Origin of the sequence: Mesorhizobium sp. Mes31 (genome assembly GCF_024519675.1) — a bacterium.
In the GTDB taxonomy this organism is placed as follows: Bacteria; Pseudomonadota; Alphaproteobacteria; order Rhizobiales; family Rhizobiaceae; genus Mesorhizobium.
Genome location: NZ_JALJRL010000030.1, coordinates 31,207 through 56,833 on the forward strand (window position 1 = coordinate 31,207; position 25,627 = coordinate 56,833).

The 25,627-nt window shown below is 60.7% G+C and carries 32 protein-coding genes; 17 read left to right on the plus strand and 15 right to left on the minus strand.

The window, feature by feature from the left end; all coding sequences use genetic code 11:
• Nucleotides 1-6 precede the first annotated feature (6 nt).
• The 5 genes from NR193_RS31285 to NR193_RS31305 all read right to left on the minus strand — a co-directional run bounded on the left by NR193_RS31285 (nucleotide 7) and on the right by NR193_RS31305 (nucleotide 3,869).
• Nucleotides 7-1,209 (minus strand): MFS transporter, encoded by a 1,203-nt coding sequence (locus NR193_RS31285; RefSeq protein ID WP_256754526.1) that lies wholly within the window; start codon nucleotides 1,207-1,209, stop codon nucleotides 7-9.
• 89 nt (nucleotides 1,210-1,298) lie between these two features.
• On the minus strand, nucleotides 1,299-1,781 hold the full coding sequence (locus NR193_RS31290; RefSeq protein ID WP_256754527.1) for a cupin: 483 nt from the start codon (nucleotides 1,779-1,781) through the stop codon (nucleotides 1,299-1,301).
• A gap of 195 nt (nucleotides 1,782-1,976) precedes the next feature.
• Nucleotides 1,977-2,891, minus strand: a complete 915-nt coding sequence (locus NR193_RS31295; RefSeq protein WP_256754528.1) for a LysR family transcriptional regulator — start codon at nucleotides 2,889-2,891, stop codon at nucleotides 1,977-1,979.
• 233 nt (nucleotides 2,892-3,124) lie between these two features.
• Nucleotides 3,125-3,400, minus strand: a complete 276-nt coding sequence (locus NR193_RS31300) for a hypothetical protein (RefSeq protein WP_091579974.1) — start codon at nucleotides 3,398-3,400, stop codon at nucleotides 3,125-3,127.
• 193 nt (nucleotides 3,401-3,593) lie between these two features.
• Complete coding sequence (locus NR193_RS31305; protein ID WP_256754529.1) at nucleotides 3,594-3,869, minus strand: hypothetical protein; 276 nt, start codon at nucleotides 3,867-3,869, stop codon at nucleotides 3,594-3,596.
• Nucleotides 3,870-3,990: 121 nt separating this feature from the next.
• On the opposite strand from NR193_RS31305, the gene NR193_RS31310 reads away from it, so the two are divergent.
• The 6 genes from NR193_RS31310 (at nucleotide 3,991) to NR193_RS31335 (ending at nucleotide 8,525) form a co-directional block, all read left to right on the plus strand.
• Nucleotides 3,991-4,962 (plus strand): patatin-like phospholipase family protein, encoded by a 972-nt coding sequence (locus tag NR193_RS31310; RefSeq protein ID WP_256754530.1) that lies wholly within the window; start codon nucleotides 3,991-3,993, stop codon nucleotides 4,960-4,962.
• A gap of 229 nt (nucleotides 4,963-5,191) precedes the next feature.
• Complete coding sequence (locus tag NR193_RS31315) at nucleotides 5,192-5,461, plus strand: DUF2282 domain-containing protein (RefSeq protein ID WP_091579966.1); 270 nt, start codon at nucleotides 5,192-5,194, stop codon at nucleotides 5,459-5,461.
• A 42-nt stretch (nucleotides 5,462-5,503) separates the two neighbouring features.
• Complete coding sequence (locus tag NR193_RS31320) at nucleotides 5,504-6,535, plus strand: DUF692 domain-containing protein (protein WP_256754531.1); 1,032 nt, start codon at nucleotides 5,504-5,506, stop codon at nucleotides 6,533-6,535.
• Nucleotides 6,522-7,307, plus strand: coding sequence for a DNA-binding domain-containing protein (locus NR193_RS31325; RefSeq protein WP_256754532.1), 786 nt, complete (start codon nucleotides 6,522-6,524; stop codon nucleotides 7,305-7,307). The genes NR193_RS31320 and NR193_RS31325 overlap by 14 nt, the downstream gene beginning before the upstream one ends.
• Nucleotides 7,308-7,318: 11 nt before the next feature.
• A complete protein-coding gene (locus NR193_RS31330) occupies nucleotides 7,319-7,792 on the plus strand; it encodes a DoxX family protein (RefSeq protein WP_256754533.1) in 474 nt (157 codons plus the stop codon).
• Nucleotides 7,793-7,814: 22 nt separating this feature from the next.
• A complete protein-coding gene (locus tag NR193_RS31335; RefSeq protein ID WP_256754534.1) occupies nucleotides 7,815-8,525 on the plus strand; it encodes an NAD(P)H-dependent oxidoreductase in 711 nt (236 codons plus the stop codon).
• A gap of 192 nt (nucleotides 8,526-8,717) precedes the next feature.
• On the opposite strand, the gene NR193_RS31340 is transcribed toward NR193_RS31335, so the two are convergent.
• The 3 genes from NR193_RS31340 to NR193_RS31350 form a co-directional block, all read right to left on the minus strand.
• Nucleotides 8,718-9,629 (minus strand): alpha/beta hydrolase, encoded by a 912-nt coding sequence (locus tag NR193_RS31340; protein ID WP_256754535.1) that lies wholly within the window; start codon nucleotides 9,627-9,629, stop codon nucleotides 8,718-8,720.
• Nucleotides 9,630-9,988: 359 nt separating this feature from the next.
• Entirely contained in the window at nucleotides 9,989-10,564 is a 576-nt protein-coding gene (locus tag NR193_RS31345) for a CGNR zinc finger domain-containing protein (RefSeq protein ID WP_256754536.1), read from the minus strand.
• 147 nt (nucleotides 10,565-10,711) lie between these two features.
• Nucleotides 10,712-11,644 carry a LysR family transcriptional regulator gene (locus tag NR193_RS31350; RefSeq protein ID WP_256754537.1) on the minus strand — a complete coding sequence of 311 codons (933 nt, stop codon included), beginning with the start codon at nucleotides 11,642-11,644 and terminating at the stop codon, nucleotides 10,712-10,714.
• Between the two features lie 119 nt (nucleotides 11,645-11,763).
• On the opposite strand from NR193_RS31350, the gene NR193_RS31355 reads away from it, so the two are divergent.
• The 4 genes from NR193_RS31355 (at nucleotide 11,764) to NR193_RS31370 (ending at nucleotide 13,991) form a co-directional block, all read left to right on the plus strand.
• Nucleotides 11,764-12,309: a carboxymuconolactone decarboxylase family protein gene (locus NR193_RS31355; protein WP_256754538.1), complete on the plus strand. Its 546-nt coding sequence runs from the start codon at nucleotides 11,764-11,766 to the stop codon at nucleotides 12,307-12,309.
• Nucleotides 12,310-12,535: 226 nt separating this feature from the next.
• Nucleotides 12,536-13,036, plus strand: a complete 501-nt coding sequence (locus tag NR193_RS31360) for a DoxX family protein (protein WP_256754539.1) — start codon at nucleotides 12,536-12,538, stop codon at nucleotides 13,034-13,036.
• The gene (locus tag NR193_RS31365; protein WP_256754540.1) at nucleotides 13,033-13,473 is read left to right on the plus strand and encodes a GNAT family N-acetyltransferase; all 441 of its coding nucleotides are present in this window, start codon (nucleotides 13,033-13,035) and stop codon (nucleotides 13,471-13,473) included. Before NR193_RS31360 ends, NR193_RS31365 begins: the two co-directional genes overlap by 4 nt.
• Nucleotides 13,470-13,991, plus strand: coding sequence for a GNAT family N-acetyltransferase (locus NR193_RS31370; RefSeq protein WP_256754541.1), 522 nt, complete (start codon nucleotides 13,470-13,472; stop codon nucleotides 13,989-13,991). Before NR193_RS31365 ends, NR193_RS31370 begins: the two co-directional genes overlap by 4 nt.
• Nucleotides 13,992-14,283: 292 nt before the next feature.
• Here the strand turns inward: NR193_RS31370 and NR193_RS31375 are convergent, their stop codons facing one another.
• Nucleotides 14,284-14,898: a TetR/AcrR family transcriptional regulator gene (locus NR193_RS31375; RefSeq protein ID WP_256754542.1), complete on the minus strand. Its 615-nt coding sequence runs from the start codon at nucleotides 14,896-14,898 to the stop codon at nucleotides 14,284-14,286.
• A gap of 75 nt (nucleotides 14,899-14,973) precedes the next feature.
• Between NR193_RS31375 and NR193_RS31380 the strand changes: the two genes are divergently transcribed.
• From NR193_RS31380 to NR193_RS31395, 4 genes are all read left to right on the plus strand, one after another.
• Complete coding sequence (locus NR193_RS31380) at nucleotides 14,974-15,450, plus strand: peroxiredoxin family protein (protein WP_256754543.1); 477 nt, start codon at nucleotides 14,974-14,976, stop codon at nucleotides 15,448-15,450.
• Between the two features lie 29 nt (nucleotides 15,451-15,479).
• Nucleotides 15,480-16,166 (plus strand): SDR family NAD(P)-dependent oxidoreductase, encoded by a 687-nt coding sequence (locus tag NR193_RS31385; protein ID WP_256754544.1) that lies wholly within the window; start codon nucleotides 15,480-15,482, stop codon nucleotides 16,164-16,166.
• Between the two features lie 73 nt (nucleotides 16,167-16,239).
• On the plus strand, nucleotides 16,240-17,166 hold the full coding sequence (locus NR193_RS31390) for a DMT family transporter (RefSeq protein ID WP_256754545.1): 927 nt from the start codon (nucleotides 16,240-16,242) through the stop codon (nucleotides 17,164-17,166).
• Between the two features lie 111 nt (nucleotides 17,167-17,277).
• On the plus strand, nucleotides 17,278-17,574 hold the full coding sequence (locus NR193_RS31395) for a YciI family protein (RefSeq protein WP_256754546.1): 297 nt from the start codon (nucleotides 17,278-17,280) through the stop codon (nucleotides 17,572-17,574).
• An 876-nt stretch (nucleotides 17,575-18,450) separates the two neighbouring features.
• Here the strand turns inward: NR193_RS31395 and htpG are convergent.
• The 6 genes from htpG to NR193_RS31425 all read right to left on the minus strand — a co-directional run bounded on the left by htpG (nucleotide 18,451) and on the right by NR193_RS31425 (nucleotide 23,431).
• Nucleotides 18,451-20,340 (minus strand): molecular chaperone HtpG, encoded by a 1,890-nt coding sequence (gene htpG, locus NR193_RS31400; protein ID WP_256754547.1) that lies wholly within the window; start codon nucleotides 20,338-20,340, stop codon nucleotides 18,451-18,453.
• A 60-nt stretch (nucleotides 20,341-20,400) separates the two neighbouring features.
• Entirely contained in the window at nucleotides 20,401-20,706 is a 306-nt protein-coding gene (locus tag NR193_RS31405) for a DUF982 domain-containing protein (protein WP_256754548.1), read from the minus strand.
• Nucleotides 20,687-21,073, minus strand: a complete 387-nt coding sequence (locus tag NR193_RS31410; RefSeq protein WP_256754549.1) for a hypothetical protein — start codon at nucleotides 21,071-21,073, stop codon at nucleotides 20,687-20,689. Before NR193_RS31410 ends, NR193_RS31405 begins: the two co-directional genes overlap by 20 nt.
• A 67-nt stretch (nucleotides 21,074-21,140) precedes the next feature.
• The gene (locus tag NR193_RS31415) at nucleotides 21,141-21,365 is read right to left on the minus strand and encodes a hypothetical protein (RefSeq protein WP_256754550.1); all 225 of its coding nucleotides are present in this window, start codon (nucleotides 21,363-21,365) and stop codon (nucleotides 21,141-21,143) included.
• Nucleotides 21,366-21,430: 65 nt separating this feature from the next.
• Nucleotides 21,431-23,059 (minus strand): chaperonin GroEL, encoded by a 1,629-nt coding sequence (gene groL, locus NR193_RS31420; protein ID WP_256754551.1) that lies wholly within the window; start codon nucleotides 23,057-23,059, stop codon nucleotides 21,431-21,433.
• Between the two features lie 57 nt (nucleotides 23,060-23,116).
• Complete coding sequence (locus NR193_RS31425; RefSeq protein WP_256754552.1) at nucleotides 23,117-23,431, minus strand: co-chaperone GroES; 315 nt, start codon at nucleotides 23,429-23,431, stop codon at nucleotides 23,117-23,119.
• 463 nt (nucleotides 23,432-23,894) lie between these two features.
• Here NR193_RS31425 and NR193_RS31430 point away from each other — a divergent pair, with 463 nt between their 5' ends.
• The 3 genes from NR193_RS31430 (at nucleotide 23,895) to NR193_RS31440 (ending at nucleotide 25,058) form a co-directional block, all read left to right on the plus strand.
• Complete coding sequence (locus tag NR193_RS31430; protein ID WP_256754553.1) at nucleotides 23,895-24,098, plus strand: hypothetical protein; 204 nt, start codon at nucleotides 23,895-23,897, stop codon at nucleotides 24,096-24,098.
• A 28-nt stretch (nucleotides 24,099-24,126) separates the two neighbouring features.
• The gene (locus tag NR193_RS31435) at nucleotides 24,127-24,405 is read left to right on the plus strand and encodes an usg protein (protein ID WP_256754554.1); all 279 of its coding nucleotides are present in this window, start codon (nucleotides 24,127-24,129) and stop codon (nucleotides 24,403-24,405) included.
• 176 nt (nucleotides 24,406-24,581) lie between these two features.
• Complete coding sequence (locus NR193_RS31440) at nucleotides 24,582-25,058, plus strand: Hsp20 family protein (RefSeq protein ID WP_256754555.1); 477 nt, start codon at nucleotides 24,582-24,584, stop codon at nucleotides 25,056-25,058.
• Nucleotides 25,059-25,627: the final 569 nt, after the last annotated feature.

Consider the following 25,627-nt stretch of genomic DNA (forward strand, 5'->3'; position numbering starts at 1 on the left):
TTGGTCTCATGCCTTTGGAGTTTGCAGCACACGGGCGATCACGATCGCGCCGGCGAGGATCGCGACGAGCACTGCCACACATGCGGTCCAGCTGATCCGGTCGTAGACCTGTCCGATGACAAAGCTGCCGGCGAGCCCGCCCGCATAATAGGACGCAAGGTAGATGCCGCTTGCGGCGGCGCGGTCTCGCGAGGCAGTTCGGCTGACATGTCCTGTCGCTATCGCCTGCGCCAGGAAGGTGCCAATGGCGACCAGGGCCATCCCGCCGAGAACAATGGGAAGACGGGTTGTGAGCAGCAAAAGCAAACCCAGGATCGCGAGCGCAAGCGTTGCGCCAATGCCCATCCTTGGGCCGAGGCCCGTAGCGACGCGCCCAGCGAGCGGCGTGGTCAGCATGGAAGGCAAGAACACGAAATACACCAGCCCCAGCGCCATCGGCGACAGTGATAGCGGAGTGGCGACGAGCTGGAAGTTCACATAGGTGAAAGTGCCGATGAAGACGAAAAGGATCAGGAAGCCTATCGCGAAACAGGCGCGCAGCTCGGCGTTACCCAGCGGGCCCTTCCAGGCCGCGCGGGCAGACTCGCCTACCGCGTCGGCGCGCATCATTGCGGATGTCTTCTGCAGCGTGAACCAGACAAGAGCAGCACCAATCAGATTGAGGGCGGCGAAGGTCAGGAAGTTGGTGGAGATGCCGAACGTATCGGCGACGGCTGCCGACATGAGCCGCCCGAAGAAGTTGCTGGCGACATTGCCTGTCACATAGGCCGCAAGCGCACTCGTCGTCTGCCGCGTGGAAAAATGCTCGGCGAGGTAGGCCATCGTCAGCGTGAATGCCGTCGACATGCACAAGCCTTGGGCAACACGCAGCAAGGCGAAGACCAAGATACTGTCGGTCTGCGATAAAAGCGTCGTCGGGATCGCCAGCACCGCAAGGCTGATCCAGATGCCATTGCGGCGATCGAGGTTTCTGCCAAAGAGCGCAACCGCGATCCCCGCCACCGCCATGCCGAAGGTGCTGGCGTTGACGGCAAAGCCCATTGTCGCGCGGCTGACGCCGAATTTGATCACCAGCGAAGGCAGGATGGCCTGGGTGGCGAACAGATCGACAAGCGTGAGAAAGGCGATCAGGGCAATCAGGCCGAAGCGCCAGCTGTCTGCGGCAACCATGCGGAGCCGCGTCGGTTCAGTCTGCTCACTGGTCGTCATGACGGGGCTCCGTGTCACACGTCCCCAGGCGATCGCCTGAGGACGCACTTTCAGTTGCTGATGCTGGACTGCTCACCGCGAAGCGCGGGTTACATCATGTGGTCGTCGTGCATTGCCGGCGGCAGGACGTCGGCCGAATAGAGCACCGCGGGCACCTTGCCGTTGTTCTTCCACCAATGGGCGAGCTGGCCGAACTCGGCGGTGACGTCGCCTGCCGGATGCTCGATGCCGACCTTGCAGGTGCTGCGATATTCGGTGATCGATCCTTCGACGATCAGGATATTGGCCGGGCGAACGTTGTGTTCATGCCACGGCACAACACCGCCGGGCTGAACGACGAGCTTGCGAAGACGCAGCATGTTGCCTTTCCACGCTTCGCCCTTGCTGCTCAGATCGATCGCGGAGAGAACCGTGTCGACAACGCCAACCGGCTTGCCGGGATGTTCCTGGATGTCGGTCGTTGCCGCCTGACCGGCAGGGCAGTCGCCTGCGAAGGCCGGAGCAGCCGAAAATACGGCAGTTGCGGCCAGCAGCCCGACTGCAAACGCGAGGTTGAGTTTCTTGGTAGCCATCTTGTATTTCTCCTTTGTCGGTGCCCAAACGCGGGAGGCGGGGCATGGGAAGGAGAGTGATCGGAGCAGCAGGAAAAGAGAAATGCTGACTGGCTCTCAAATCGATACCTGAAAACTATCGTGGATCACTGCAGCTGTGCGAGGGTGCGTGACACTATATGTCTCGCGACACCGGATTTTCTTCGATTTTTGCTTTCAGGCCGCGGTCCTGCGGATCGCTTGAGGGATGGCGCTTTCCGGCCAGCCATGCGCCTTGACGCTGTTGACGAAGGCCGATGCCGCTGGCGAGAACCTACGCCCCGCGACAACGACCAGGGACACTTCCCGCCAGACTTCGGGATCGATGACGGGCCGGACCTGCAAGCCCGGGATCACGGCGCTGAATTCCGGGATGAAGCAGATTCCCAATCCGCCTGAAACCATGTTCTGGATCCAGTCTTCCCGTTCGCTGGCGTAGGAGATCCTGAGCTTCACGCCGCGGTCGGTGCACAGTCCGGCGAGGTGATCGCGATACTCACAGTTGAGCCGCCTGAGATAGTTTTCACCGTCGAGCTCGGAGATGGCGACGTTGTCGTTGCGAGCCAGCCGATGGCCGTTCGGAAAGGCCAGGACAAAGCGTTCGCGATAAAGCGGGGTTACGTCGAACCGGTCTGGAAAGCTGTTGCTCGACGCCATGATGGCGACGTCGATTTCCCCTGATTCAAGCAGTTGGGAGAGCGACGCCGGCACACCCTCGACCAGTTGAAGCTGGATACCTTGCTGACGTCGGTTGAAGTCGGCCAGCAGGCCCGTAAAGCGGCGCGGACCGATGGTGCACATGACGCCAACTTTGAGGTTGGCGTTTTCCAGGCACAAGAACCTCGACGCTTCCTGTCGCACACCGGTCAGCTCGTCGAGTATCTGCTGGAAACGCGGTCGCAGCAGCACGCCCAAGTCGGTCAGATGTGTCAGGTTTCGTTCGCGGCGAAACAGCAGGCCGCCAACCTCGTCCTCGAGTTGCTGGATGGCGCGCGACAGTGCCGGTTGGGTGACATTGCACTTTTCGCCAGCGCGCGTGAAGTTGCGCGTCTCGCACACGGCAAGGAAGTAGCGGATGTGATGAATGTCCATGCCGATTTGTCCCAAATTCCGAGGCTTTTCGTAGCTTCGGAGCCTGCAGCAATGCTTGTCTCGGCGCCAATGCACAGCGGCTATAAAGTCGATAGCGGTCCGTCATGGTCACGAGGATCGCGCATTGGGGACATCGTGTGCAGCGTGGCACTGGGACGTCGCCAAGAACATGATGGCGAGCAAGCTGCTCGCCATCATGTTTGTGCCGGTGTTGTCCGGCGCGGCGGGGCGGGTTAGTTGGCGCCGCCGAGCGCCTGCAGGTTGGCGCAGAATTCGGCGTGCGGCTTGCTCATCGCCGCATCCTGGCATTCCTTCATCATTGCGCCCTGCTTGTCCTTCGCCATCGCGTCCCAGGCGGCCTTGAATTCAGCCTTGGGCTTCATCGTCTTCATGCTGGCGTCTGTGAAGAAGGGCTGCATGTTGGACGGCTCGTCCAGCGCGCCGGCGAACGCAACGCCGCCGAGAACGGAAAGTGCAAAGGCGCCGAGGCAGATAGCTTTGATATTCATGGTATGATCCTTCTCTGGAGTTGAGCAATCGTCCCATCGACGACTGCATTAATTATCGGCAGCAATTTAAAACTGTGCGGTTCCTCCTTGCCGAGATGGACTTTGCTGCAATCGGTGTGGGAGTTGCCAATGCCATCTGCGTATGGAGTTTATGCCGGTTCTGCATCCAGCCACTGGTGGCCTGGACTTGCGGCTAGTTGGCGCCACCGAGCGCCAACACGTTTGCGCAGAACGGCGCATGTGCCTTGCTCATCGCCGGGTCGTTGCACGCCTTCCTCATTGCAGCCCGATCTTTCTTTGGCGTGGCACGCCAAGCCTTCTTGAACTCGGCCATCGGCTTCATCGTTTTCATCGCGGCATCTGTGTAGAACGATGGGAAAGATGCCAGATTGCTGAGGGGGTCGGCGGATGCGCCTCCTGCAAGAAAGCCGAGAGCAATCGCCCCCAGATACAAGGTTCGTATTCTCATGGTGCGTTCCTTTGGCTGTTGAACGATTGCCCAGACGACAGTCGTGGTGCTGGCCGGAGCGACCAACCACGATGGTTCACCTGGACGGCAAAACCTTGCGACGCACACGTGATAGCGGCCAATGCAATCTGCCTATGGAGTTCATGCCACCTTGGCATTTCGTCAACAGCGGATGATGCGGCAGTCTCTTCATGAAACGCCTGGCTGGCGTTTTGGGATGGAGACCAAGAAGATGCATATCCAAACCGGAATCGAAACCGACAGACCCGTCATTGCCGACGCAAGACCTGCGATGGACGACCGGCAAACCGTCGATATTCTCTTGGCAAGCGACGCACATGGCGCCTTCGTTTGGGGCGTGCTCGACCGTATGCTGGATGAGCCCGGCCTCTGCTTCGGCAACGTCACAGCGTCCGGGTTCGGCGCGATGGAGGCGGCGGTTCTGGCTTATGGCATGGCCCTGGGTGGTCGGCGTGGCGCGCGCACGGCGCTCACCAACTTCTGGCGACGTGTCAGTCACGCATCGATGTTCGCAGCCGATACAGCCAGTCTCCTGAGATCGATGCTGGAAAAGTCGATAGACATTGCGGAGATCCGCAAGAAGGACTGCCCAGTGAAAATTAGCATCCTCGCTTCGAATGCTCGCACCGATGCTGTCAAGATCTTCACTGGCGATCAATTGTCGATCGACGCAATCCTGGCGGCGGCCACAATCCCGTTCCTCTTCCCGGCCGTAGAGATCGACGGCGACACTTATTGGGGCGACGGCGACCTTTCGGCTTTGCCTCCGGCCCGACCGGTTGAAGCTACCCATCGGCTGGCCGTCACCGGCAAGCCCGCATTGTTCATGACACCGTGCGCCGATCGCCGCCTCCCCGCCAGTCATCGTGCGATCAGGTGCACGCCGATCCGCACCATCTTCGACAGTCTGCACCGGGCCGGCGCCTCGCTGTTCACAAGGCCCTGGACCGACTGGGGTGAGCTGACTGACATGCGCGACAGAGGGCGGCAACGGGCAGAGGACTGGCTTCTGGCTGGTCATTTCTGCCTCGACGAACGCTCCTCCGCCGACTGCAAAAACAGATACTTCTAGGCGCCTCCTCTCGCCTAGCCGCGCCTGCTTCGCCACGCTCACGAAAGCAGGCGCCAAGCCCTCCGGTTCCCCGCCGGAGGGCTTTTGCTTGGGAGGGGCTTCAACATAGTGACCACGTATCAAATCCATGCCGAGACAGCATTTCAGCTCTGGCGTCGGATCGCGGACACTGCTTGCAGACAGGCCGCATGGTCAGTCTTTCCCTCGAAACCAAACAGGAGACACGCCCGTGATCAACACCAGAACCCTCATCGGATCGGCCCTCGCGGCCGCCACGTCGCTGGCCGCGACAGCGGCCTATAGCGGCCCGGCCGCGCAGCCCAACTTCGCCTTCGAGAAGTGCTACGGCGTCGTCAAGGCTGGCCAGAACGACTGCCAGACCGCGACGCATTCATGCGCCGGCACCTCCACCGCCGACAACCAGCCGGATTCGTGGCTCTACGTGCCCGCAGGGAGCTGCGCGAAGATCGCCGGCGGCAGCGACAAGCCGAAAGCCTGAGCAATCCTGACTTCGAGCCAACCTCCAGAATGGAGCAGACCGATGACCCGTGCGTTTCAGTCCCTTGCGATTCCCGCTACCGCGGGCATCGGTCTTCGCTCGCCGCATATCAAAGAAATGCTCTCGCGGCGGCCTTCCGCAGGTTGGCTCGAAGTTCATGCCGAGAACTACATGGGGGACGGCGCCGGCGTCGATGCGCTGGAAAAGCTGCGCGAAACCTATCCCCTGTCGGTTCACGGCGTTGGCCTGTCCCTTGGCAGTGCAAGAGGCGTGGATCAGAGCCATCTCCAAAGGCTGCGCAAGGTCTGCGAGCGCTTCCAGCCGGATCTGGTTTCGGAGCATCTAGCCTGGAGTGTCGCTGACGGCGCCTACCTGAACGATCTGCTGCCGCTGCGCTATGACGAAGAAGCGCTGACGATCGTCGCGCGCAATGTCGAAACTGTCCAGGACACGCTCAAGCGCCGGGTGTTGATCGAAAATCTCTCCGCCTATATCGCCTTTGCGGACTCCTCGATGAACGAGGCAGAATTCCTCGCCGAACTCGTCGAACGGACCGGCTGTGGCTTGTTGTTGGATGTCAACAATGTCCAGGTCTCCGCGCACAACCTCCAATATGATGCACAAGCCTTCATCGACACGTTGCCGGCCGATTCTATTGGCGAAATCCATCTTGCCGGACATGCCACCAATCAGGTCGGGGCCGACATCGTGCTCATCGACGACCATGGCTCACGCGTGCCGCCGGTCGTCTGGACGCTCTACCGGCATGCGATAAGTCGGCTTGGACCGCGCCCTACCCTGATCGAATGGGACACCGATGTTCCCGTTCTCGATGTGCTGCTCGGCGAAGCGATGTGGGCCGACATGCTGTCCGCTTCGATCATGTTCAACCGCAAGCAGGCCGCGAGACAAACGGCGGCGGCCAAACCCTGGCCAAAGTCCACACTGGTTTCCTTCGAAAGCGAAGAGAGGAGAGGCATGCCCGTGCTTGCGGCATTTGCCGCCGCCAAGGCTGGTCCGGCCATGCCGCTCGTGTCGCCGCCGATGGAGGGAGGATATCATGCTGCCGCTTGAACACCTGCAGACCTCCATGGCGCGCTCGGTGCTGGCCATCGAGCCATTGGTCGCCGCAAAGATGTTGACCGCCGGCAAGGCCGATCCTTTGGCCCGCCTGCGTATCTATCAAAACAACACCCGCAGTTCGCTCACCGCGGTGCTGATGGCGGTGTTTCCCGTCACGGTTCGCCTCGTCGATGAACGGTTCTTCCGTTTCGTGGCCAGCGAGTTCATTCGACGGCATCCGCCCGTGGAGTCGCGGCTGGCGCGCTATGGCGCCGGCTTCCCGCGCTTCCTGAAGACAATCGACACGCTTTCCGACATGCCGATCGTGGCCGAAACGGCACGTCTCGAATGGGCCATTGCCGAGGCGCTCGACGCGGCTTGCCTGCCGCCGCGGACCCTCGCCGAATATGACAGCACCAATCTCGGACCTTCGCCCGATATCCTGCTGCAGCCATCTCTGCGGCTGATCGTTTCGCACTGGTCGATCCTGTCCGTTTGGACGGCGCACCAGCAAGAGGCGGCGATCGACCAGCACAGTGCCTGGACAAGGCGCCCTCAACGCGTGGCGTTATGGCGGGACGGGGACAGCGTTCGTCTGGTTCTTCTCGACCGTGCGAATTTCGCGTTCCGGCATTCACTCAAGCACGGCCTCGGCCTGGAACACGCCACAAGCCGTGCACTCGCTCTCGATCCGGCGTTCGATCTCGTGTCCGCGCTCGTGCGTCTGTTCGGCGACGGGCTCGTTACGGATGTGCGGATCACGAGGCATCCCCACTCAAACTGATGGAGACAGTCATGACTGCTATACCAGAATATTCCTCGTCCGCCCCGGGCCTTTTCGGCCTCTACAGGCGGGTCATCAAGCTACCCGAGCACATTCCGTTTTCGTTGATCCAACTCGCCGCCCGCATCGCGATATCGCATGTCTTCTGGCAGTCCGCCCAGACGAAGCTGGCATCCTGGCCGGTCACGCTGCAGCTGTTTGCCAACGAATACAATCTGCCCTTCATCGATCCGTCGATCGCGGCGCCGCTGGCGACGACCGCCGAAATCACGGGGTCGGTCCTGCTTTTCCTGGGCCTTTTCTCTCGCCTCGGCGCGCTGATGCTGCTCGGTGTCGTATCGGTAATCCAGATCTTCGTTTTCCCGGAGAACTGGGCCGAGCATCTGCTGTGGGCCTCGCTGCTGCTGCTCGTGCTTACCCGGGGCGCCGGCGTCTTATCGCTCGACCATGTCGCCGAGCGGACCTTTTCAGCGTCGGGAAAATGAACATCTCGACCAGAAGGGAAGCATGGTGCGCATTTTCATCGTTCATGCCCACCCAGAGCCCAATAGCTTCAACGGCGCCCTGACCCGCGCGGCGCAGGATGCACTGTCTGCGGCGGGGCATGAGGTCGTTATCTCCGATCTCTATGCCATGAGCTTCAATCCGGTATCAGATCGGCGCAACTTCACGACCATTCGAGACGCGAACTACTACCGCCAGCAGTCTGAAGAAGCGAATGCGGCTGCCCACGACGGATTCGCTCCAGACATCCAGGCCGAGATGGACAAGCTTTTCTGGTGCGACGCCTTGATCCTGCAGTTTCCGCTCTGGTGGTTCGGGCTGCCGGCGATCCTCAAGGGCTGGGTTGACCGAGTGTTCGCGTCGGGTGGCCGCATCTATGGCGGCGGCAAATGGTATGATCGCGGCGTCTTGGCAGGAAAGCGCGCTATGTGTTCCGTCACAATCGGCGGGCCTCCGCCGATCTATTCCGACCGCGGACTAAACGGCCCAATCGCCGAGATCCTGTTCCCAATCAACCACGGGATGCTCTACTTTGTCGGCTTTACCGTGATCGAGCCATTCCTCGTGCATGCACCAGCTCGCATCAGCGACAGCGAGCGCCTGCAGTGCCTCGTTCGTTACCGCGAACGCGTCCTCGAGCTTCTGTGTGCCCCGACGATCGTGTATCCGAAGCTTGCCGACTTCGACGACACCTATGTCTTGAAATCGATGTGAATGAAGCCTCGTGCAGTTGACCGGGACAGAGGGCCGCACGGCAGCTTTGGCGGCCTGGGACAGCACGTCCCGCTCTTATGCGTCAAGCCATCCTGGGGGCCGGCTGGTCGGGACGCCCGCGGCTCCGCTTTTTGGTCGAGAACATGGGGCACGGCGCTCCGACAAATTCATCGGAGCGCCGCCTCAAGTCGATCAATTGATCTTCGGCAATCGCGATAGGAACTCGAGCGAGGTCGCAGCGATCTCGTCACCATAGGTTTCGAGCGCGAAATGACCGGCGTCGTAGAGATGCACCTCTGCGCCCGGAACCAGCCCCTTGAGATAGTCCACGCCCTTCAGCGTGAAATATGGGTCGTTCCTGCCCCAGACGATGAGCAGTGGCGGCTGTGCCGATTTCAGAAACTTGCCCCACTCAGGATAGAGAGCGACGTTAGTCTGGTAGTCGTGGAAATACTGGAGTTGGATGTCGACATTGCCCGGCCGGTCGAGGCCCGCCTGATCGACGGTCCAAGCATCTGGCGATAGTTTGTCCGGTCGCGTGGTGCCGTGCGTGTATTCGAATTTCGTGGCGTCGGGCGTGAGAATGTCGCGGATTGGCTTTTCCGTCTCTGCGTTGCGCTTCACCCAGAAAGGCGAAAGCTGCTTCACCACGTCAGGGTTCCAGCCTTCGACGTTTGCGACTGCGTTCTGTATGATCAGGCCACGCAGACGCTCCGGATGCTTGACCGCCAGTCGAAAGCCGACGGGGCCACCATAGTCCTGCATGAAGAGCACATAATTCTTCGCTCCGACCGCCTGAGTAAAGTGGTCGACAATGTCGGTCACAGCACCAAACGTATAGGCGAAATGGTCAAGTGTTGGCGCTGAACTGTAGCCAAAACCTGGATAGTCCGGCGCGATGACCCGGTAGTGTGTCGCGAGCCTGGGGATCAGGTTGCGATACATGTGCGAGGAAGAGGGAAAGCCGTGCAGCAGCAAGACGACTGGCGCGTCCTTTGGCCCGGCCTCGCGATAGAAGATGTCGAGCCCATCCACCTTCACCGTCTTCGAAAGCGTATCGACGTTGGCCGCTTGCGCCGCAAGGACGGATGGAATTGAAGCCACAGCAGCGATTAGCGCGCCGGTCAAGCCGCGCCAGGAGCGGGAAAGGGTGGAACCACCCGGGAGAGAGGAAGTCTGGAACATGTTGCGACCTTTGTAACCGTTAATTCTACGTTTTAATGGTGTCGAACTTGACGAAACCTGTCAACTGCATTTTTAACGGTTACAGTAGCGGACGCGTCACGATACTGTGACAGGTCAACCGGTGCGCGATTGCCCGTTTGTTTCTCGGATGGCTCTGACGGAGCCAGTTCACAGCCTGAAGAGCATGATCCCGAAAAGTGGAATCCGGTTTTCGGGAAAGATCATGCTCAAACAAAGAGATAGAGCCGCATCCCGATTCCATCGGGATGGAACAGGCTCTAGTCGCAGACGAGCTTCCTGGCGCGGTGCGTCTTAACCTTGTGGCGGTTGCCACACAGGGCCATGGAACACCAGCGCCGGGTCGCGTTGCGGGCGGTGTCGTAGAAAGCCAGCGTGCAGTCCGGCCCGCTGCAGTGGCGCAGACGATGTGGTTCGAAATCAGCGGCAAAGTCGGCAAAATCCTGCGCGATAGCAGCCAGTGCATCATTGCCACCCGTGGTCGCGGCAGCAATGGCCAGCACGCCGTCGCGAATCTGGAGTTGCTTGCGAACCGCAACCTCTCCCAGATGCCGGTTGACGGCGTCGATGGCTTGCTGGGGCGGTCTGGTTTGCCGGATCAGATGCGCCAACAGGGTCGCCAGGGCTGTGCGCAGGTCACGCGCTGGTCGGACGTCCGGCACTTCCCCTGTTGACGCTGGCGGCAAGTCTGCGGCCGCAATCCAACGGCGCCACCCGTCGGGCGTTTCGAGGAAATCGCCCATTGTTGCGGTCGCCGAATTGACGAAGTCGATCCAGAGCCTGCCTCCAACGAAGGGCATTCCGTCCCGCAACTCACCGATCACTTGCTCACCCATCCTCGGCTCTTTTCCAATCATTTCAGCAATGGCAATTGTAACCTTTTAATAGGTGTTAGAATGGTGTCGAACAAGGCCACACTGGACTTATCAGCCACATCCGCGGTTCGAACGCGGAGCTTTCACCCCAGGGCGATTACCTGTGCATCAATGACGGATTGGCCATCCGTCATGCTTCGGCGGCAGAAGGGCTTTGCGCAAACGCGGGGCCACAAAATCAAGAAAGGATCGCATCTTGAGGGGCAAAAGGCCCTGACCTGCATGGAGGAGGCTGACCGGCATGGGTTCCGGCTCGAACTCTTCAAGAACGGCCACCAGCTTTCCTTGTTCGATCGCTTTTGCAGCTTGATAGGAGAGCACCCTGGTGACGCCTACACCTGCCACGGCCGCGTCGATCGCGGCTTCCGCGGTATTCACTGAAAGGCGCGAGCGGATGGCCACGGTCTGCTCAGCATTCGAGCCTGACGCGGCAAAACTCCAGGATGTGGCGGACGCCAGGATATCGAAGGTGACGCAAGAGACCGCGGAAAGATCGGCCGGCGCCGTCGGCACCCCATGGCCAGCAAAGTAGGCCGGACTGCCGCAAACAACACGGCGAACGGATCCTACCCGCGTCGCCACCATGCTGCTGTCCGGCAAAGGGCCAATTCGAACGGCCATATCGACATGATCGTCGATGAGATTCACATTGCGGTCTGACAGCACCAACCGCACGTTGATGTCGGGAAAATGCGAGAGGAAATCATTTATCGCCGGCAGCACATGCAGTCGTCCGAATACGACGGGTGCCGCAATGATCAGATCGCCCTTTGGCGCGTTGTATTCGCCGGATGCGGTTCGCTCCGCCTCGCCCACCTGCTCCAGGATTCGCTTGCAGGCGGCGACATAGGCGGCTCCGCTATCGGTCAGGATAAGTCGGCGTGTCGATCGGACGAGCAAGCGGGTGTGGAGATAGGCCTCCAATTCCGCAACCTTGCGACTGATGGTTGGAAGGGGTGTTCCGAGTTTGCGCCCCGCCGCCGACAGACTGCCGGTTTCGACGGCGGCGATCAAAATTGACATGGCTTCGAGCCGATCCACGAGGCATTACCTTCCGGATATTGAGAGGTTATATCTTATAGGTATCCGATACTCTCGCCATTTGGAAGATAATAGATAGCTTCCTGTCGCACCGACATCATCGAACAGGAGAGATATGAATGTCCCGCATTGCCATCCCAACCCGCGAAGCAGCCCCGGTCGCCTCGCAACCCATTCTCGACGCCGTGAACAAGCAGCTTGGCGTCGTTCCCAATCTTTTCCGTCTCGTTTCGACAAGTCCGGCTGCTCTGGCGGGCATGACCAGCTTGTCCGGTGCGCTGACCAGAGCATTGGACGTAAAGACCCGAGAGCGCATTGCATTGGCCGTTGCCCAGGTGAACGGCTGCGATTACTGCCTGTCTGCTCATAGCTATCTCGGCCTCAACCTGGCAAAGATCAGTGCCGAGGAGATCGCGCTCAACCGCAAGGGCGCGTCGGGCGATGCGAAGGCTGACGCGGCGGTGCGTTTCGCGGCCAGAGTGGCGGAGACCCGCGGCAAGGTAAAGGACGCCGACATTGCCGCCGTGAAACTGGCTGGCTTCACCGAGGCTCAAGTCGTCGAGATCGTCGCCGTCGTGGCCGAGAACTTCCTGACCAACCTCATCAACAATGTTGCCGAGACCGATATCGACTTTCCCGTCGTTCGCGCCGCCGAAGCCGCCTGATCAACCGCGCTTCCACCGCTACGCCCGGTCTACCGCGTGAGGTTGGCCGGGCGATTTCGGTTCTGCTCTCGCCGAGCCATCCCCAAATGGCGGTAACGTTGCTGTGATCCCGTAACAGGCAGTCACCATGGACGAATAAAAGACTGTCGCTCGGTCCGTCATGTCGGGCTTTTTCAGGTGGTGCTCAACTTCAGGCACACCGCACATAGAAGAGGGTATGCCGGCAATGCAATTCCGCAGACTGGTCTCGAGAACCACACTCTCCGCATCCAGCGCTGCTGCCGGATGGGCGCCATTGCCGATAAGGTTGATCGTAGGTTTTGGCTTTCTGGCCCATGGTTACGCCAAACTCAGCAGGGGACCGGAAAGCTTTGGCGTCGTGCTTCAGACGCTGGGAGTTCCCGTGCCGCAATTGCTGGCATGGCTGACGACGCTGGTTGAACTTGTCGGCGGCGGTGCCGTGCTGGTGGGCGCATTCATTCCGCTCGTCAGTGTGCCGATGGCGATCGTGCTTTTGACCGCATTGTTCACAGTCCATTCCCAATATGGATTTTTCTCGGTGAAGTTTGCCGAAGTGACGTCAGCAGGGGTCCGATTCGGCCCCGTCGGCTACGAAATCATCCTGCTCTACCTGGCCGGTCTTGCAACGCTCGCAGTCGGCGGTCCTGGCCGTTTATCGCTTGAGACGGTCTTGCCTCGACCCAAGGAAATCGAGCGACCGAGATGACCAACCTTGCCCAACCCCAGCACGACCTTTCGGCGATTGAAATCGACGCCATCGAGGACAGGATCTACGCCTACAACCGGGATGCGGTAGGGCGTGATGACGCCCAGGGCCTTGGCTTTGTGATCCGCGACGAGGTTGGACGCATCGTCGGTGTTGCGACAGGATATTCCTGGGCAGGCACTTCCGAACTCAAACAGATGTGGATCGATGAGGCGTATCGGGGACGCGGCTATGCGCGAGAGCTGTTGAACGCTTTCGCTGCCGAAGCTGCAATGCGAGGCGTTCGGCGGATTTGGGTGCAGAGCCATGATTTCCAGGCGCCAGGGATGTATGAAAAAGCCGGTTTCGTGCGCGTAGCTGAGTTTGCAGATTGGCCCGAGGGACACTCCAACGTCATTCTCTGCAGAACCCTGGAAGCCAAGACTGCAACTCCATGACCACCATTCGAATTGCGCAAGAAGCTGACGCCGAAGCACTGCCCGATATCGAGCAGTCGGCAGGTGAAGCCTACCGTGGGATTGCAGAGCTGGCCTGGATTGCCGATGACGACAACCAGACCGTTGAGCGCCACCGCGAGTTGATCGCCAAGGGCACATGCTGGGTCGCAGTGGAGCATGACGACCAGCCCGTCGCGTTCCTGAGCGCGGAGCTCCACGACGACACATTACACATCTGGGAACTTGCCGTGCGCCTTGATCGCCAGCGCTCCGGTATCGGACGCGCCTTGCTCGAAAAGGCAATAGAGCATGCGAGGGAGCGCCGCCTTGCCGCGCTCACCCTGACGACGTTCCGGGATGTGATCTGGAACGCTCCGTTCTACCAGAAGCTGGGGTTTCTGATGCTGGACGATGCGCTAGCGGGAGAGCGGGTTCGCCAGGTGCTGCGCCGAGAGGTCGAACACGGAATGCCAGCAAGCCGACGTTGCGCCATGCGCCTCGTTCTGAACCAAGAATAAGAAAGCGGCCGCGGCAATCGGCCGGCAAAATCGAAGTGGTGGAAACACAGGTCAATACTTTCGATTTCTGGTTTTGGGCTGCTCCTGCCAATGCTGGGGTCAGGCAATCTGTCCGGAGCCGATCTTGTGACCGCACGACGCAGCCCTGCGATGCCCGGATAGAGCACGCAATCCCCAGCGCTGCCAAGCTGCCAAGGCCTGAGTCAACCGGCTTCTCGTCACGCTGTCGACGACCGCCAGCACAACATCCAGACGCCGCCACCGACCTTCTCGCGCCGCTGGCTAGAATGTGTCAGGCCAATTGTGCCTCTACACGGTCGATGGCCATGTCGAGGGCGAGTTCGAGGGCACGGGTGGAACGGGTGGTCTGGGCGAGCAGCAGGCCGCCCTGCAGCGCCGCCAGCACCACGGTGGCAAGTTCGGTCAGGTCGCAGTCCCGCCTCGTCCCCGATCGCGCTTGTATTGCCCCGAACCCCGCCACCAGAAGCGCTTCCCACCGTGCGAAGCTTTCAGCCAGCAGTTCGCGAGGGCGCGGTGACTCGGCCAGTTCGGAAACCAACGAACCAAGCGGGCAGCCGCCCGCGCAGTCGGTCTGCCGAGACAACTCGACCACTGCATCCCGCCAGCGGCGCAGTCCCGCCAATGAGTGCAACTTACGCAGATGAGACTCGTGCGTTGCGAGAACACACTCGGTCTGACGCTGGATGACCGCGAGCACCAGATCGTCCTTATCCGCGAAGTAGTGATAGAGTTGCGACTTGCTCGTGTCACTTGCCGCCAGCACCGCGTCGAGGCTGGTGTTGGCGACACCGTGGGCACGCACCAGCTCGGTCGCTGCCTCGACGATGCGAGCGCGCGTCGCTTTCCCCCGGGCGGTCAGAGGCTGTCCGATTTCGATGCTTGCCATGATCGGTATCCTAATTGACAGGCGGAGATTTAGCAACTAGGACTGGACTAATTAGTCCACTCTTTAGGAGAACCCATGCCTGTGCTTTCCAACGGCGATATCTTCCCCGCTCTCGCGATTAATGCCGTCGGCGGCGGCACGATCTCCTTGCCCGGCGATCTTGCGGGGTCTTTCGGAGTCGTGCTGTTCTACCGCGGTTCCTGGTGCCCATATTGCAACGCGCAACTCGCGGCGTTTTCGCGCGCCGCCAACACGCTCGCCGAACTCGGCGTCAAGGTCGTTGCCCTGTCGGTCGATGACGAGGCCGACTCTCTGATCCTTGTCGAAAAGCACCGCCTTGGATTTCCGATCGGATACGGCGCGGATGCGGACGAAATCGCCGCGGCCACCGGTGCATACACCAATGACAGTCCGCGCTACCTGCAGTCCACCGGTTTCGTCCTGGATCCAGGCGGCAAGGTTCTCACCGCAGTGTATTCCAGCGGAGCCATTGGCAGGCTTGTCGCCGACGATGTCGCGGGCTTCGTTCGCTACGTCAAATCCCACAAATGACCGTTCTTGACGTCGAAGGGAGAAGATCGATGACCGACAGAGAAGTCGCCATCGTGGTTGGAGCCGGGCCGGGACTTGGGAACGCTTTGGTCCGGCGCTTTGCCGAAGCGGGCATGAGCGTGGCCGCGGTCACCCGCAAGGGCAGCCACACCCCTGAGGCGCCGGGATACTGCGACCTTGTTCACGGTTACGCATGTGACGCCACGATCGGCGACCAGGTCACTGCGATGTTCGCGCAGGTGACGAAAGACCTCGGTCAACCCAATCTTGTGGTGTTCAATGTCGGAACGTGGGATCGCGCAGGCATTCTGGACATCTCCGACAAGCTCTTCGAAGAGGCATGGCGCACCGGTTGCTTTGGCGGATTCCTGGTCGGCCGGGCGGCAGCAGCGTCGATGTTGCTGCTTGGCCGAGGCACGATTGCTTTTACCGGTGCCACCGGGTCTATCCGTGGCGGCGCTGGTTTTGCGGCCTTCGCGGTTCCCAAGTTCGGCCTTCGCGCCCTGGCCCAGAGTATGGCGCGTGAACTCGGCCCAAAAGGCGTTCACGTAGCCCATGTCATTATCGATGGCATGATCAACGAGGACGGCGAAGCAGGATCGGGAGACGGCCTGGCGCCGACGGCTATCGCGGAAGTTTACTATCAACTCCACCGCCAGCAGCGTAGCGCCTGGACACACGAGCTTGATTTGCGGCCTGCCGGTGAAAAATTCTGATCGCGTCTTCCTGTGCCACCATCTCCCAAGCGCTGATCGGTAGGCTCATGTCCATCTCTAGGAATCGACAAGCATGGTTGCTCAAAGAGCCGAAGCGAGCGGTATCGGCCATCGATGGCTCCTGGTTTTGCTTGTTTTGACCTGGGCCATAAGTTGGCCTGTCATCAAGGTCGGGGTCACAACCGTCCCGCCGATCTGGTATGGCTGTTTTCGTTACATCATCGCAGCCTGCTGCCTCTTTGGCCTTGTGGCTGCGCGGCGTGAACTTGTCTTTCCGCCACGACCAGATTGGCCGCTCGTCGTTGTTTCCGGGGCGTTACAGATGGCCGCCTATTCGGCCCTGACCGGTCTTGCCTTGACGGTTCTTCCGCCCGGCCGTGCTTCCGTCCTGGCCTTTTCGACGCCAATCTGGGTCGTCCCGCTCGCGGGATGGTGGCTTCATGAGCATGTTTCGAGGCTGGCCATGTTTGGCGTTGGCCTTGGGATTTTGGGTGTGTTGGCGATCGCTCTCCCCTCGCTTCATCCGGATCGAATAGGCCAGGTCTTGGCTTACGTCATGCTGATGGGTGCGGCTGCCGCATGGGCGATTTCGATCGTCTTCGTGCGCTCGCATCGCTTCACAGTGTCCGCTCTTGCGCTGGCCCCTTGGCAGACACTTATCGCAGCGGGGTTGCTGTTTCCGCTGGCAATTCTGGTCGAGGGTTCCCCACCGACGATCGGTAAGAGCGGGGTTGCGTCGCTTGTCTATGTTGGTCCGGTTGCGACGGCATTCGCTTATTGGGCGGTCGTGGAAGCCGGTCGTCATTTTCGGGCGAGCACAATGTCGATGACGCTGCTGGCGGCCCCGAGTCTTGGCATCCTGATCTCTGCCCTGACTCTCGGCGAACCAATCGGCGTTTCGCTGATTGCAGGGGTCGTTTTGACCGGCGCCGGGATCCGACTGGCGACGAGCCCCACCCAAGACAGGCGCATTGTGCCATCGGCCGTGAGGGAAAATTGAAACAACCGACCGGCGCCCATCCGCTGCGCCCGGCGAGAGCTGTCTGGCCGCGCCCGATCGGATCGGATAGGCCCAGGATGCCGGGCTGTAGCTTAAGTGAGGAGATTGAGCATGACCCGATGGGTAGTGATCTTCGATGACAACCTGGAAATGCTCGATGTCAGGCGGAAGTTCGGAGCGCAGCACCTCGACTACCTGCGGGCCAATTCAGCCAGGATCCTGATCGGTGGCGGCTTGAGAAAAGCTCCCGGGGAGCCGTTCGTAGGCGGGCTCTGGGTTGTTGAGGCCGACGGCCGAGACGAGGTTGTCAAGCTGGTCGAGAACGACCCTTACTACCACCCCGAATTTCGGAGTTTCAAGATTCTGACGTGGGGCAAGGCGTTGGAGGACAGGGCCACCACGTTGTGATCGACCAGGAAACTCGACTGCGAACTGCGGACTGCACTCCCCGCCCTCCCCAGCGCACTTCGGGGTGCTCGCTAGAATCTTCTTGCCGCAGCGTGAGAGCCCGGCTTTTTGCGCCCCGACCGTAACGACTAAGGACGTTGGTTTCGCCGCAGGTGCTTGGGCATGTCCACGCCATCAAATAGCGCCCGAATTCATCTCTTCGCATTCGACCTTGTGTTACCAGTCGGCTGAGTGTCCCTGGGACAGGCGTCAACTTCATCGCCGGATTCTCCCTTTCGAGCATGTCTTTGACTTCGGCAGACGATAGAGGTCGCGAGCTTTCTGAAACTGCTCGAAGACAAAGTTGCAGAATCTGCCCATGTCCGGCTCTCTGCGACGTTTCGTTTAGACCAAGGAACGCGTCGGGCTGTTCCTTGCTCGCTTCGAGCGCTTCGATCTCGTCACCACTCGCTCAAGTTCTGCCACCGCTTGGTCGCGCATCGCGGCTTCTTCAGCGGCAATCCGCTCTTGTGCTTATAAGATTGCTCGGGCGCTAGTGGTCGTTGGTTATTGAAGAGCCGGGACCCTGCCCGGATGCCATCCGTATTGCGGACCGCCTGCGTTATCCGGTAACCCTACATCGCGCCGCCGTGGCGTGATGGGCCGCGGGGGGATAGGATATGTAAGCGTTTCCTAGGTGTCCTTTATTTACTACAAGTAGTAACTAACATAGGAAACGCTTACACATAACAAGCGTAGGAAGCGCTTACAGGAGCGGCCCCCGGCCGAAGACACTCCTCGGGCCAAGAGGAACTCTCGGCGCTCACTGATGCCCGGCCTAACTTGAGTTTCTGTCGCTCGCGAGAAGCAGCGACGTTCCTTCGGTTGCAGCGACTATCACTTGGTCAGGCCGCGCGCGATCAGCCGCGCCAGACGCTGCGAAAACGCCCTGGCGTCCGCTGGCTTGTCGCCGTCGAGCACGCGGGCCTCGTCGTAGAGAAGATGGGCCGCATCCTCCTTGAAGGCCTGCTCGTCTTCGCCGAGGCTGGCGAGCGCCAGCACGCGCTCATGCCCTGGATTGATTTCCAGGATGGGCTTGGCTGCCTTGTCGAGGCGGCCGGCGGCGTTCATCAGCCGCTCGAACTGGCGGTCGGGACCATGCTCGGGCGCGACAAGGCAGACCGCACTTTCGGTCAGACGGTCGGAGGCCTTGACGTCCGAGACGGCGTCGCCGAGAGCCGACTTCACGAAAGCAAGGAAGCCATCGACCTCAGGCGTTGCCGCCGTGTCCAGTTTTTTCGTGTCGTCGAGCAGCGGAATGTCCGATAGCTCCGCCACGCCCTGCGTCACCGACTTGAAGGGCTTGCCGTCGAAGTCCGGCGCCATCGTCACCCAGAAACTGTCGACCGGATCGGTGAGCAGCAGCACCTCGATGCCGCGCGCCTTGAACCCTTCGAGCTGCGGCGAGGCTTCGAGCCGGGCGCGGTCGTCGCCGGCCATGAAGAAGATCGCCTTCTGGCCTTCCTTCATCGCGGCGACATAGTCGGCGAGGCCGCGCCAGCCTTCGCCCGAAGCGGTCGATCGGAAGCGGGCGAGTTTCAGCAACTGCTCGCGCCGCTCATAGTCCTCATAGAGTCCTTCCTTGAGGACAACGCCGAAATTCTCCCAGATCTTGGCATAGGCCTCGGCTTCGTTTTCCGCCAGCTTGCCGAGATCGCCGAGCACGCGATTGGTCAGGCCCCTGCGGATCGAGGCCAGCAGCGGGCTTTCCTGGATCATCTCGCGCGAGACGTTGAGCGGCAGGTCGGCGGAATCGACCAGCCCGCGAACGAAGCGCAGGTAGCGTGGCAGAAGGTCGGCATCGTCAGTGATGAAAACGCGGCGCACATAGAGCTTCATGCGGCCCTTGCGGTCCTGGTCGAACAGATCGAAGGGGCGCGAGCCGGGCACGAAGGCGAGCACGCTGTATTCCTGCCTTCCTTCGGCGCGGAAATGGATCGTGGCGGCCGGCTCGTCATACTGGCCAGCGACGCTGCGGTAGAAGTCCGTGTATTCCTCGGGCTTGATCTCGCTCTTCGGCTTGACCCAGAGCGCCGTGCCGTCGGCAATGTCGCGCGCCTCGGCGCCGGGTTTCTCGATGAACGTTATCGGCACGGGCACATGGCCCGACTGCGACTTGGCCAACTGCTCGAGCCGGTAGGATCCGGTGTAGGAGATGGCGTCGTCCATGAGATGCAGCACGACGCGGGTGCCGCGCCTGGGTGCTGCTTCAAGCGGGGTCGGCGCGATCTCGTAGGAACCCTTGCCATCGGATGACCAGCGCCAGGCCTCCTCGCTTCCCGCCAGCCGGCTGATGACGTCGACCCGGTTGGCGACCATGAAGGCGGAATAGAAGCCTATACCGAACTGGCCGATGAGCTGCGTGTCCTCGGTCGTGCCGCCCGCGCCGACGCGTTCGACGAAGGCGCGCGTGCCCGAGCGGGCGATCGTGCCCAATGCTTCGGCCATATCGTCACGGCTCATGCCGATACCGTTGTCTTCGACGGTGATCTGCTTGTTGTCCGCGTCAGCTGATATCGAGATGCGCGGCTTGGGGTCGTCGGCCAACAGTTCAGGGCGGCCGACGGCCTCGAAGCGCAGCTTCTCGCAGGCGTCGGCCGCGTTCGAAATCAGCTCGCGCAGGAACACGTCCTTATCGGAATAGACCGAGTGCACCATCATGTGCAGCAGCCGCGAAACATCCGCCTCGAACGCCCTGGTTTCTTTCGCCTTCGTGTCTATCGTCATCTCACGTTCCTGTGTTTTCAGCTTGGTCTCCGCACGAGGTCGCGTCGGATGATCAATCGTTCAGACGGTGTTGCTTGTCCTGGAAGCGCCGCGAGCCAAAGCCGCGGGCGCCAGCGAAACCATGTCCGGAACGAGGATATCCTGGCGGCGGGCGAAGGCAATCAGGGTTGCGCGGACGGTTTCCGGGTCGATCTCGCCTGCGATGCCGGCTTTGCAAGCGTTGAGTGCGACGGCATGGGCGCCGTTGCGGCTGCAGGCCGGCCAATCCTGAAGCAGGGCATATGCCTCCACCACGCTCTCGATCCTCGCCGGAAAACCCATTCCGATCAGGAGGGTGACCGGTTCTTCAAACTGCCTGCGATTCATGGCTTTTGCCTCCTCTCGATTGTGCAGGACCTGGAGCGGAACGAGCATCAGAGAGCGCGGCCCGCCGCGGATAGGGTGAAAGGGAGTGAATTCGTTGCACTGTAAACTGAGCCGCCGGGTAGCTGATGCTGATCGCGTCCGGCTCTATCCTGGCAGGCTGCAGCGCCGGAACGCTTCGGCCCGGCGCCGGCAACGCCCTGTGCGCCTTCACCAGTGCCTCGAGCCAGGCGGCAACGGCAAGCGGCGCCGGGCTGCGGCCGTCGAGCCACGCAGCGATCTCGCCTCGCGGGCGACCAAGTTCGGCCGCGAGGTCGCCCGTCTCCCATCTCAGAATTTTCAGGCATTCGCGCAACCGGCCCGCGATCATGTCTCCACCTCCAAAACAACAATGTCTTCCATCACATGGCAATGGATCGTCGAACAGTGTTCGCGGTTCAGCCACCAGCGGATGCCTCGGAGGCCGCCGATACCTGCTGGGCGGAGAGGAACATCAGTGTTGACGCCACCGTGCGCGGGTTCCAGCCAGCGGCTACGGCCCTCTCGAGCAGCTCTGTCAGTAGCGGCATCATCACGCTACGGCATTCGCTTTCGTAGGCCATGAACTCCTTTGCCTCATGTGTCGGCGCGGGCAAGGGCCGGAAGCCAGCCTTTGCATCCATGTTTGCCTCCATTCTTTCAACTGATGCCCGCTCCCCGTCGGGGAGCGGGCGGACTGGTCGAGACGTCAGAAATCCATGCCGGCGCCAGCGGGCATGGCCGGGGCGGCTTCCTTCTTCGGCTTCTCGGCCACCATCGCCTCGGTGGTGACCAGCAGGCCGGCAACGGATGCCGCATCCTGAAGAGCCGTGCGCACCACCTTGGCCGGATCGATCACGCCCTGACCATAGAGATCGCCGAATTCGTTTGTCTGGGCGTTCCAGCCCCAGCCAAACTCGCTTTTCTCACGCAGCTTGCCGACGATGATCGAACCCTCGGCGCCGGCATTCTCGGCGATCTGGCGAACAGGCGTTTCGATCGCCCGGCGCACGATCTCGACGCCGGTCTTCTGGTCGGCATTGTCGACCTGCACGGCATCGAGCGCCTTGGCGGCTCGCAGCAGCGCGACGCCGCCACCGGGCAGCACGCCCTCTTCGACGGCCGCCCTCGTGGCATGAAGGGCATCGTCGACGCGGTCCTTGCGCTCCTTGACCTCGACCTCGGTCGAACCGCCGACCCGGATCACGGCGACGCCACCGCCCAGCTTGGCCAGGCGTTCCTGGAGCTTCTCGCGGTCGTAGTCCGAGGTGGTTTCCTCGATCTGGGCCTTGATCTGGGCGACGCGGCCCTGGATCTCTTCCTTGCGGCCGACACCGTCGACGATGGTGGTGTTTTCCTTCTCGATCACCACCTTCTTGGCGCGGCCAAGCATCTGCAGCGTAACATTCTCCAGCTTGATGCCGAGATCTTCCGAAATGGCGGTGCCGCCGGTGAGGACGGCAATGTCCTCCAGCATGGCCTTCCGTCGATCCCCGAAGCCCGGCGCCTTGACGGCCGCGACCCGCAGCCCGCCGCGCAGCTTGTTGACGACCAGCGTGGCGAGCGCTTCGCCCTCGACGTCCTCGGCGATGATCAGCAGCGGCTTGCTAGATTGCACCACGGCTTCGAGCACCGGAAGCAGCGCCTGCAGGTTCGAAAGTTTCTTCTCGTGGATCAGCACATAGGGCTCTTCGAGCTCGACGCGCATCTTGTCCTGGTTGGTGATGAAATAGGGCGAGAGATAGCCGCGATCGAACTGCATGCCTTCGACGACTTCGAGTTCCGTCTCGGCGGTCTTGGCTTCCTCGACCGTGATGACGCCCTCATTGCCAACCTTCTCCATCGCCTCGGCGAGGAAGCGGCCGATCTCGGCGTCGCCATTGGCCGAGATGGTGCCAACCTGTGCGATCTCGTCGTTCCTGGTTACCTTGCGGGCCCTGGCCTTGAGCTCGGCAACCACGGCCTCCACCGCCTTGTCGATGCCGCGCTTCAGGTCCATTGGATTCATGCCCGAGGCAACCGCCTTGGCGCCTTCCTTGACGATGGCCTGGGCAAGGACGGTCGCCGTCGTGGTGCCGTCACCGGCAAGATCATTGGTCCTTGACGCCACTTCGCGCACCATCTGCGCGCCCATGTTCTCGAACTTGTCCTCCAGCTCGATTTCCTTGGCGACGGTTACGCCGTCCTTTGTAACACGCGGCGCGCCGAACGACTTGTCGATGACCACGTTGCGGCCCTTGGGGCCGAGCGTCACCTTCACCGCATTGGCAAGGATGTCGACGCCGCGCAGCATCTTCTCGCGCGCTTCTGTATGGAATTTCACCTCTTTGGCAGCCATTGGATCACTCCGTCATCTAGGCAGCATTCGTTGACTGGTTGGATTTCGAAGAAGCCGTCAGGCGGCCTTCTTCACTTGCGCGGCCTGTTCGATCACGCCCATCACGTCGCTTTCCTTCATGATGAGCAGTTCCTGGCCGTCGAGCCGGATCTCGGTGCCGGACCATTTGCCGAACAGGATGCGGTCGCCGACCCTCACGTCGAGTTCGGTCAGTTTGCCGCTGTCGTCTCGCGCGCCGGGACCGACGGCGAGCACTTCGCCTTCCTGCGGTTTCTCCTTGGCGGTGTCGGGGATGATGATGCCGCCGGAGGTCTTTTCCTCGGCTTCGATGCGGCGGACCAGGATACGGTCATGCAATGGACGGAACGCCATTTCGTTCTCCTCTTGGACAAACAGATTTTTGAGGTTCCTCCACACCGGACCGGCAATTCCGAACCGGTGCGGAACGCTGCGACCCTTGGTCAGGCATCGCGCGTGCATATCGAGCTAGTTTTGCCCTTTTTTGGTTTCAAGAGGTTGACGCAAAAATTTTGGCACTCACGCATCAGGAGTGCCAACCGACTGTTATCATGCAGCTATTTTGTTGGAGCGTGGAATTTTCCCGCTTGAATTTCTCATGCGATCCAACAAAATTATTCGAGGTTGGCGCTGCTTTTGTGCAGCCGGAACCTGAACGCAATCGAGGAGTTTTTCGCAGACGGAGGCCATCGATGAACCGACAGACGCTTTCGCCGATCATTCCCTCCCTTGTTCCAGGAACATGCGACCTTTCGCTTGACCGCCTGCTTGCGCCGGCCAAGCACTTCAAGCGCCCCCCGACGTGCTGGACGACGCCATGCTCGACCTTCAGGAAAAGCGTGCAATCCTTTCATCCTGGGCTTCAGACGCCTGCGCGGTGGAATCGATGCCAGGGCTGCGCCAGCCGCCGGGTGCAGACCAGCCGCTCTCCATCGACCAGATCATGGACGCATTGCGACAGCTGGATGCGGCGGTCGGACAATCCAGCAGCCAGCCGTCGCCATGTGCTCGATCGGCTTGATGCATGAGATGCGCCAGAGGAGGAAGTCATGATGGTGGCGGTCAGCAGGGAATTCCGTCTGCAGATGGATGGGTATGGCCTCACCACAGCCGAGATCCATTATCACATGCCCGACCATCCGAGCCTGCTTCAGCGTTTTGTCTGGCAGGACTATGATCTCGCACCCGAGTTTCCTGAATTGAAGGGGTTTCTCGCCTTCTGGGAGCGGGAGCTCGAGGGTGCGCTGCATTCGGTTCGCGTCGCTCATCATCGGCTCATCAAGCCGTCGGAATGGAGCGCCGCGGACGGAATCATCGCCATCCACTGAGGCTACCCTCGCGACCCCTCGCGCCGGATGAGACAAAAAATTTAGTGGCCCCGCTTGAACTGGCCTTTTGTCATTCCCAGATCGTTTGCCGTCGAGGCTTAGGCTCGACGAAACGGGCGTCGCGGTGGCGCCGCGATGCTGCTTGTAACCCATGTTGCTTCACGGAGGATATGGCTATGAGAAGCTTTGATTATACCCCACTCTATCGCACGACGGTCGGCTTCGATCGTCTCTTCGATATGCTTGACAACGGCGTGCGATCGGATTGGCCACCTTACAATATCGAGAAGACAGGCGAAAACGACTATCGCATTACGATGGCAATCGCCGGCTTCAGCCCGGAGGAGATTGAGCTGACCCAGCACGGTCCGGAGTTGATTGTGGTGGGCAACAAACAACCCACAGAAACCGACCGGCAGATTCTCCATCGCGGCATGGCCACTCGTAATTTCAAACAGATCTTCAGGCTGGCAGACTATGTGAAGGTCGCCAGCGCCACCTTGGAGAACGGCCTGCTGGCGGTGGACCTGGTTCGCGACATCCCGGAAGAGTTGAAACCTCGCCGCATTGGCATTGGGACGTCGGCTGAGAAACAGACTTCACCGACCAAGCGGATTAGCCAGGATACCGATAGGAAGCTGAAGGTGGCCTGATAGAAGAATCAGTCTGCGGTCTCGCCTCCCGGCACAGCCGGGAGGCACCTGATTGCGGAGAATGGAGATGACAACCAGATCTGAAATATTTTTACAAACCCGAGCCGGAAGCCTGGGTTCGTGGTGCTTGTCGCAAACATACGGACACCCTGAAGATGTCCTGCGCGACCAAAGCATAAGTCTTGCCGAGAAGCGCGCACTGCTCGCCTCTTGGGCGTCGGATGCGCGTGCCGTCCCCGGAGTGCCGATACTCCGCCAACTGGATGACGGATCTGTCGTCACTTTGGATGAAATCATGAGAGCCTTGAAGGCTCTCGACGGCGGGCGGGAGCAACTGGCTAGCCGCCCTCATTTTGATCGGCGGCGTAAGAACAGATGGACTTCCTGGTTGCCTCGCGGTCGAAGAGATGACGACAATGATCCGCCGCCGGTGCCCGCCTATGCCACCCCACCTCGGAAAAGCGGGGGCGGTGGTTCAATGGCTTGGGCCGAACCGGCGCTGGTTTAGAAACAGTCTAGAGCCTGTTCCATCCCGATGGAATCGGGATGGGGCTCTATCTCTTTGTTTG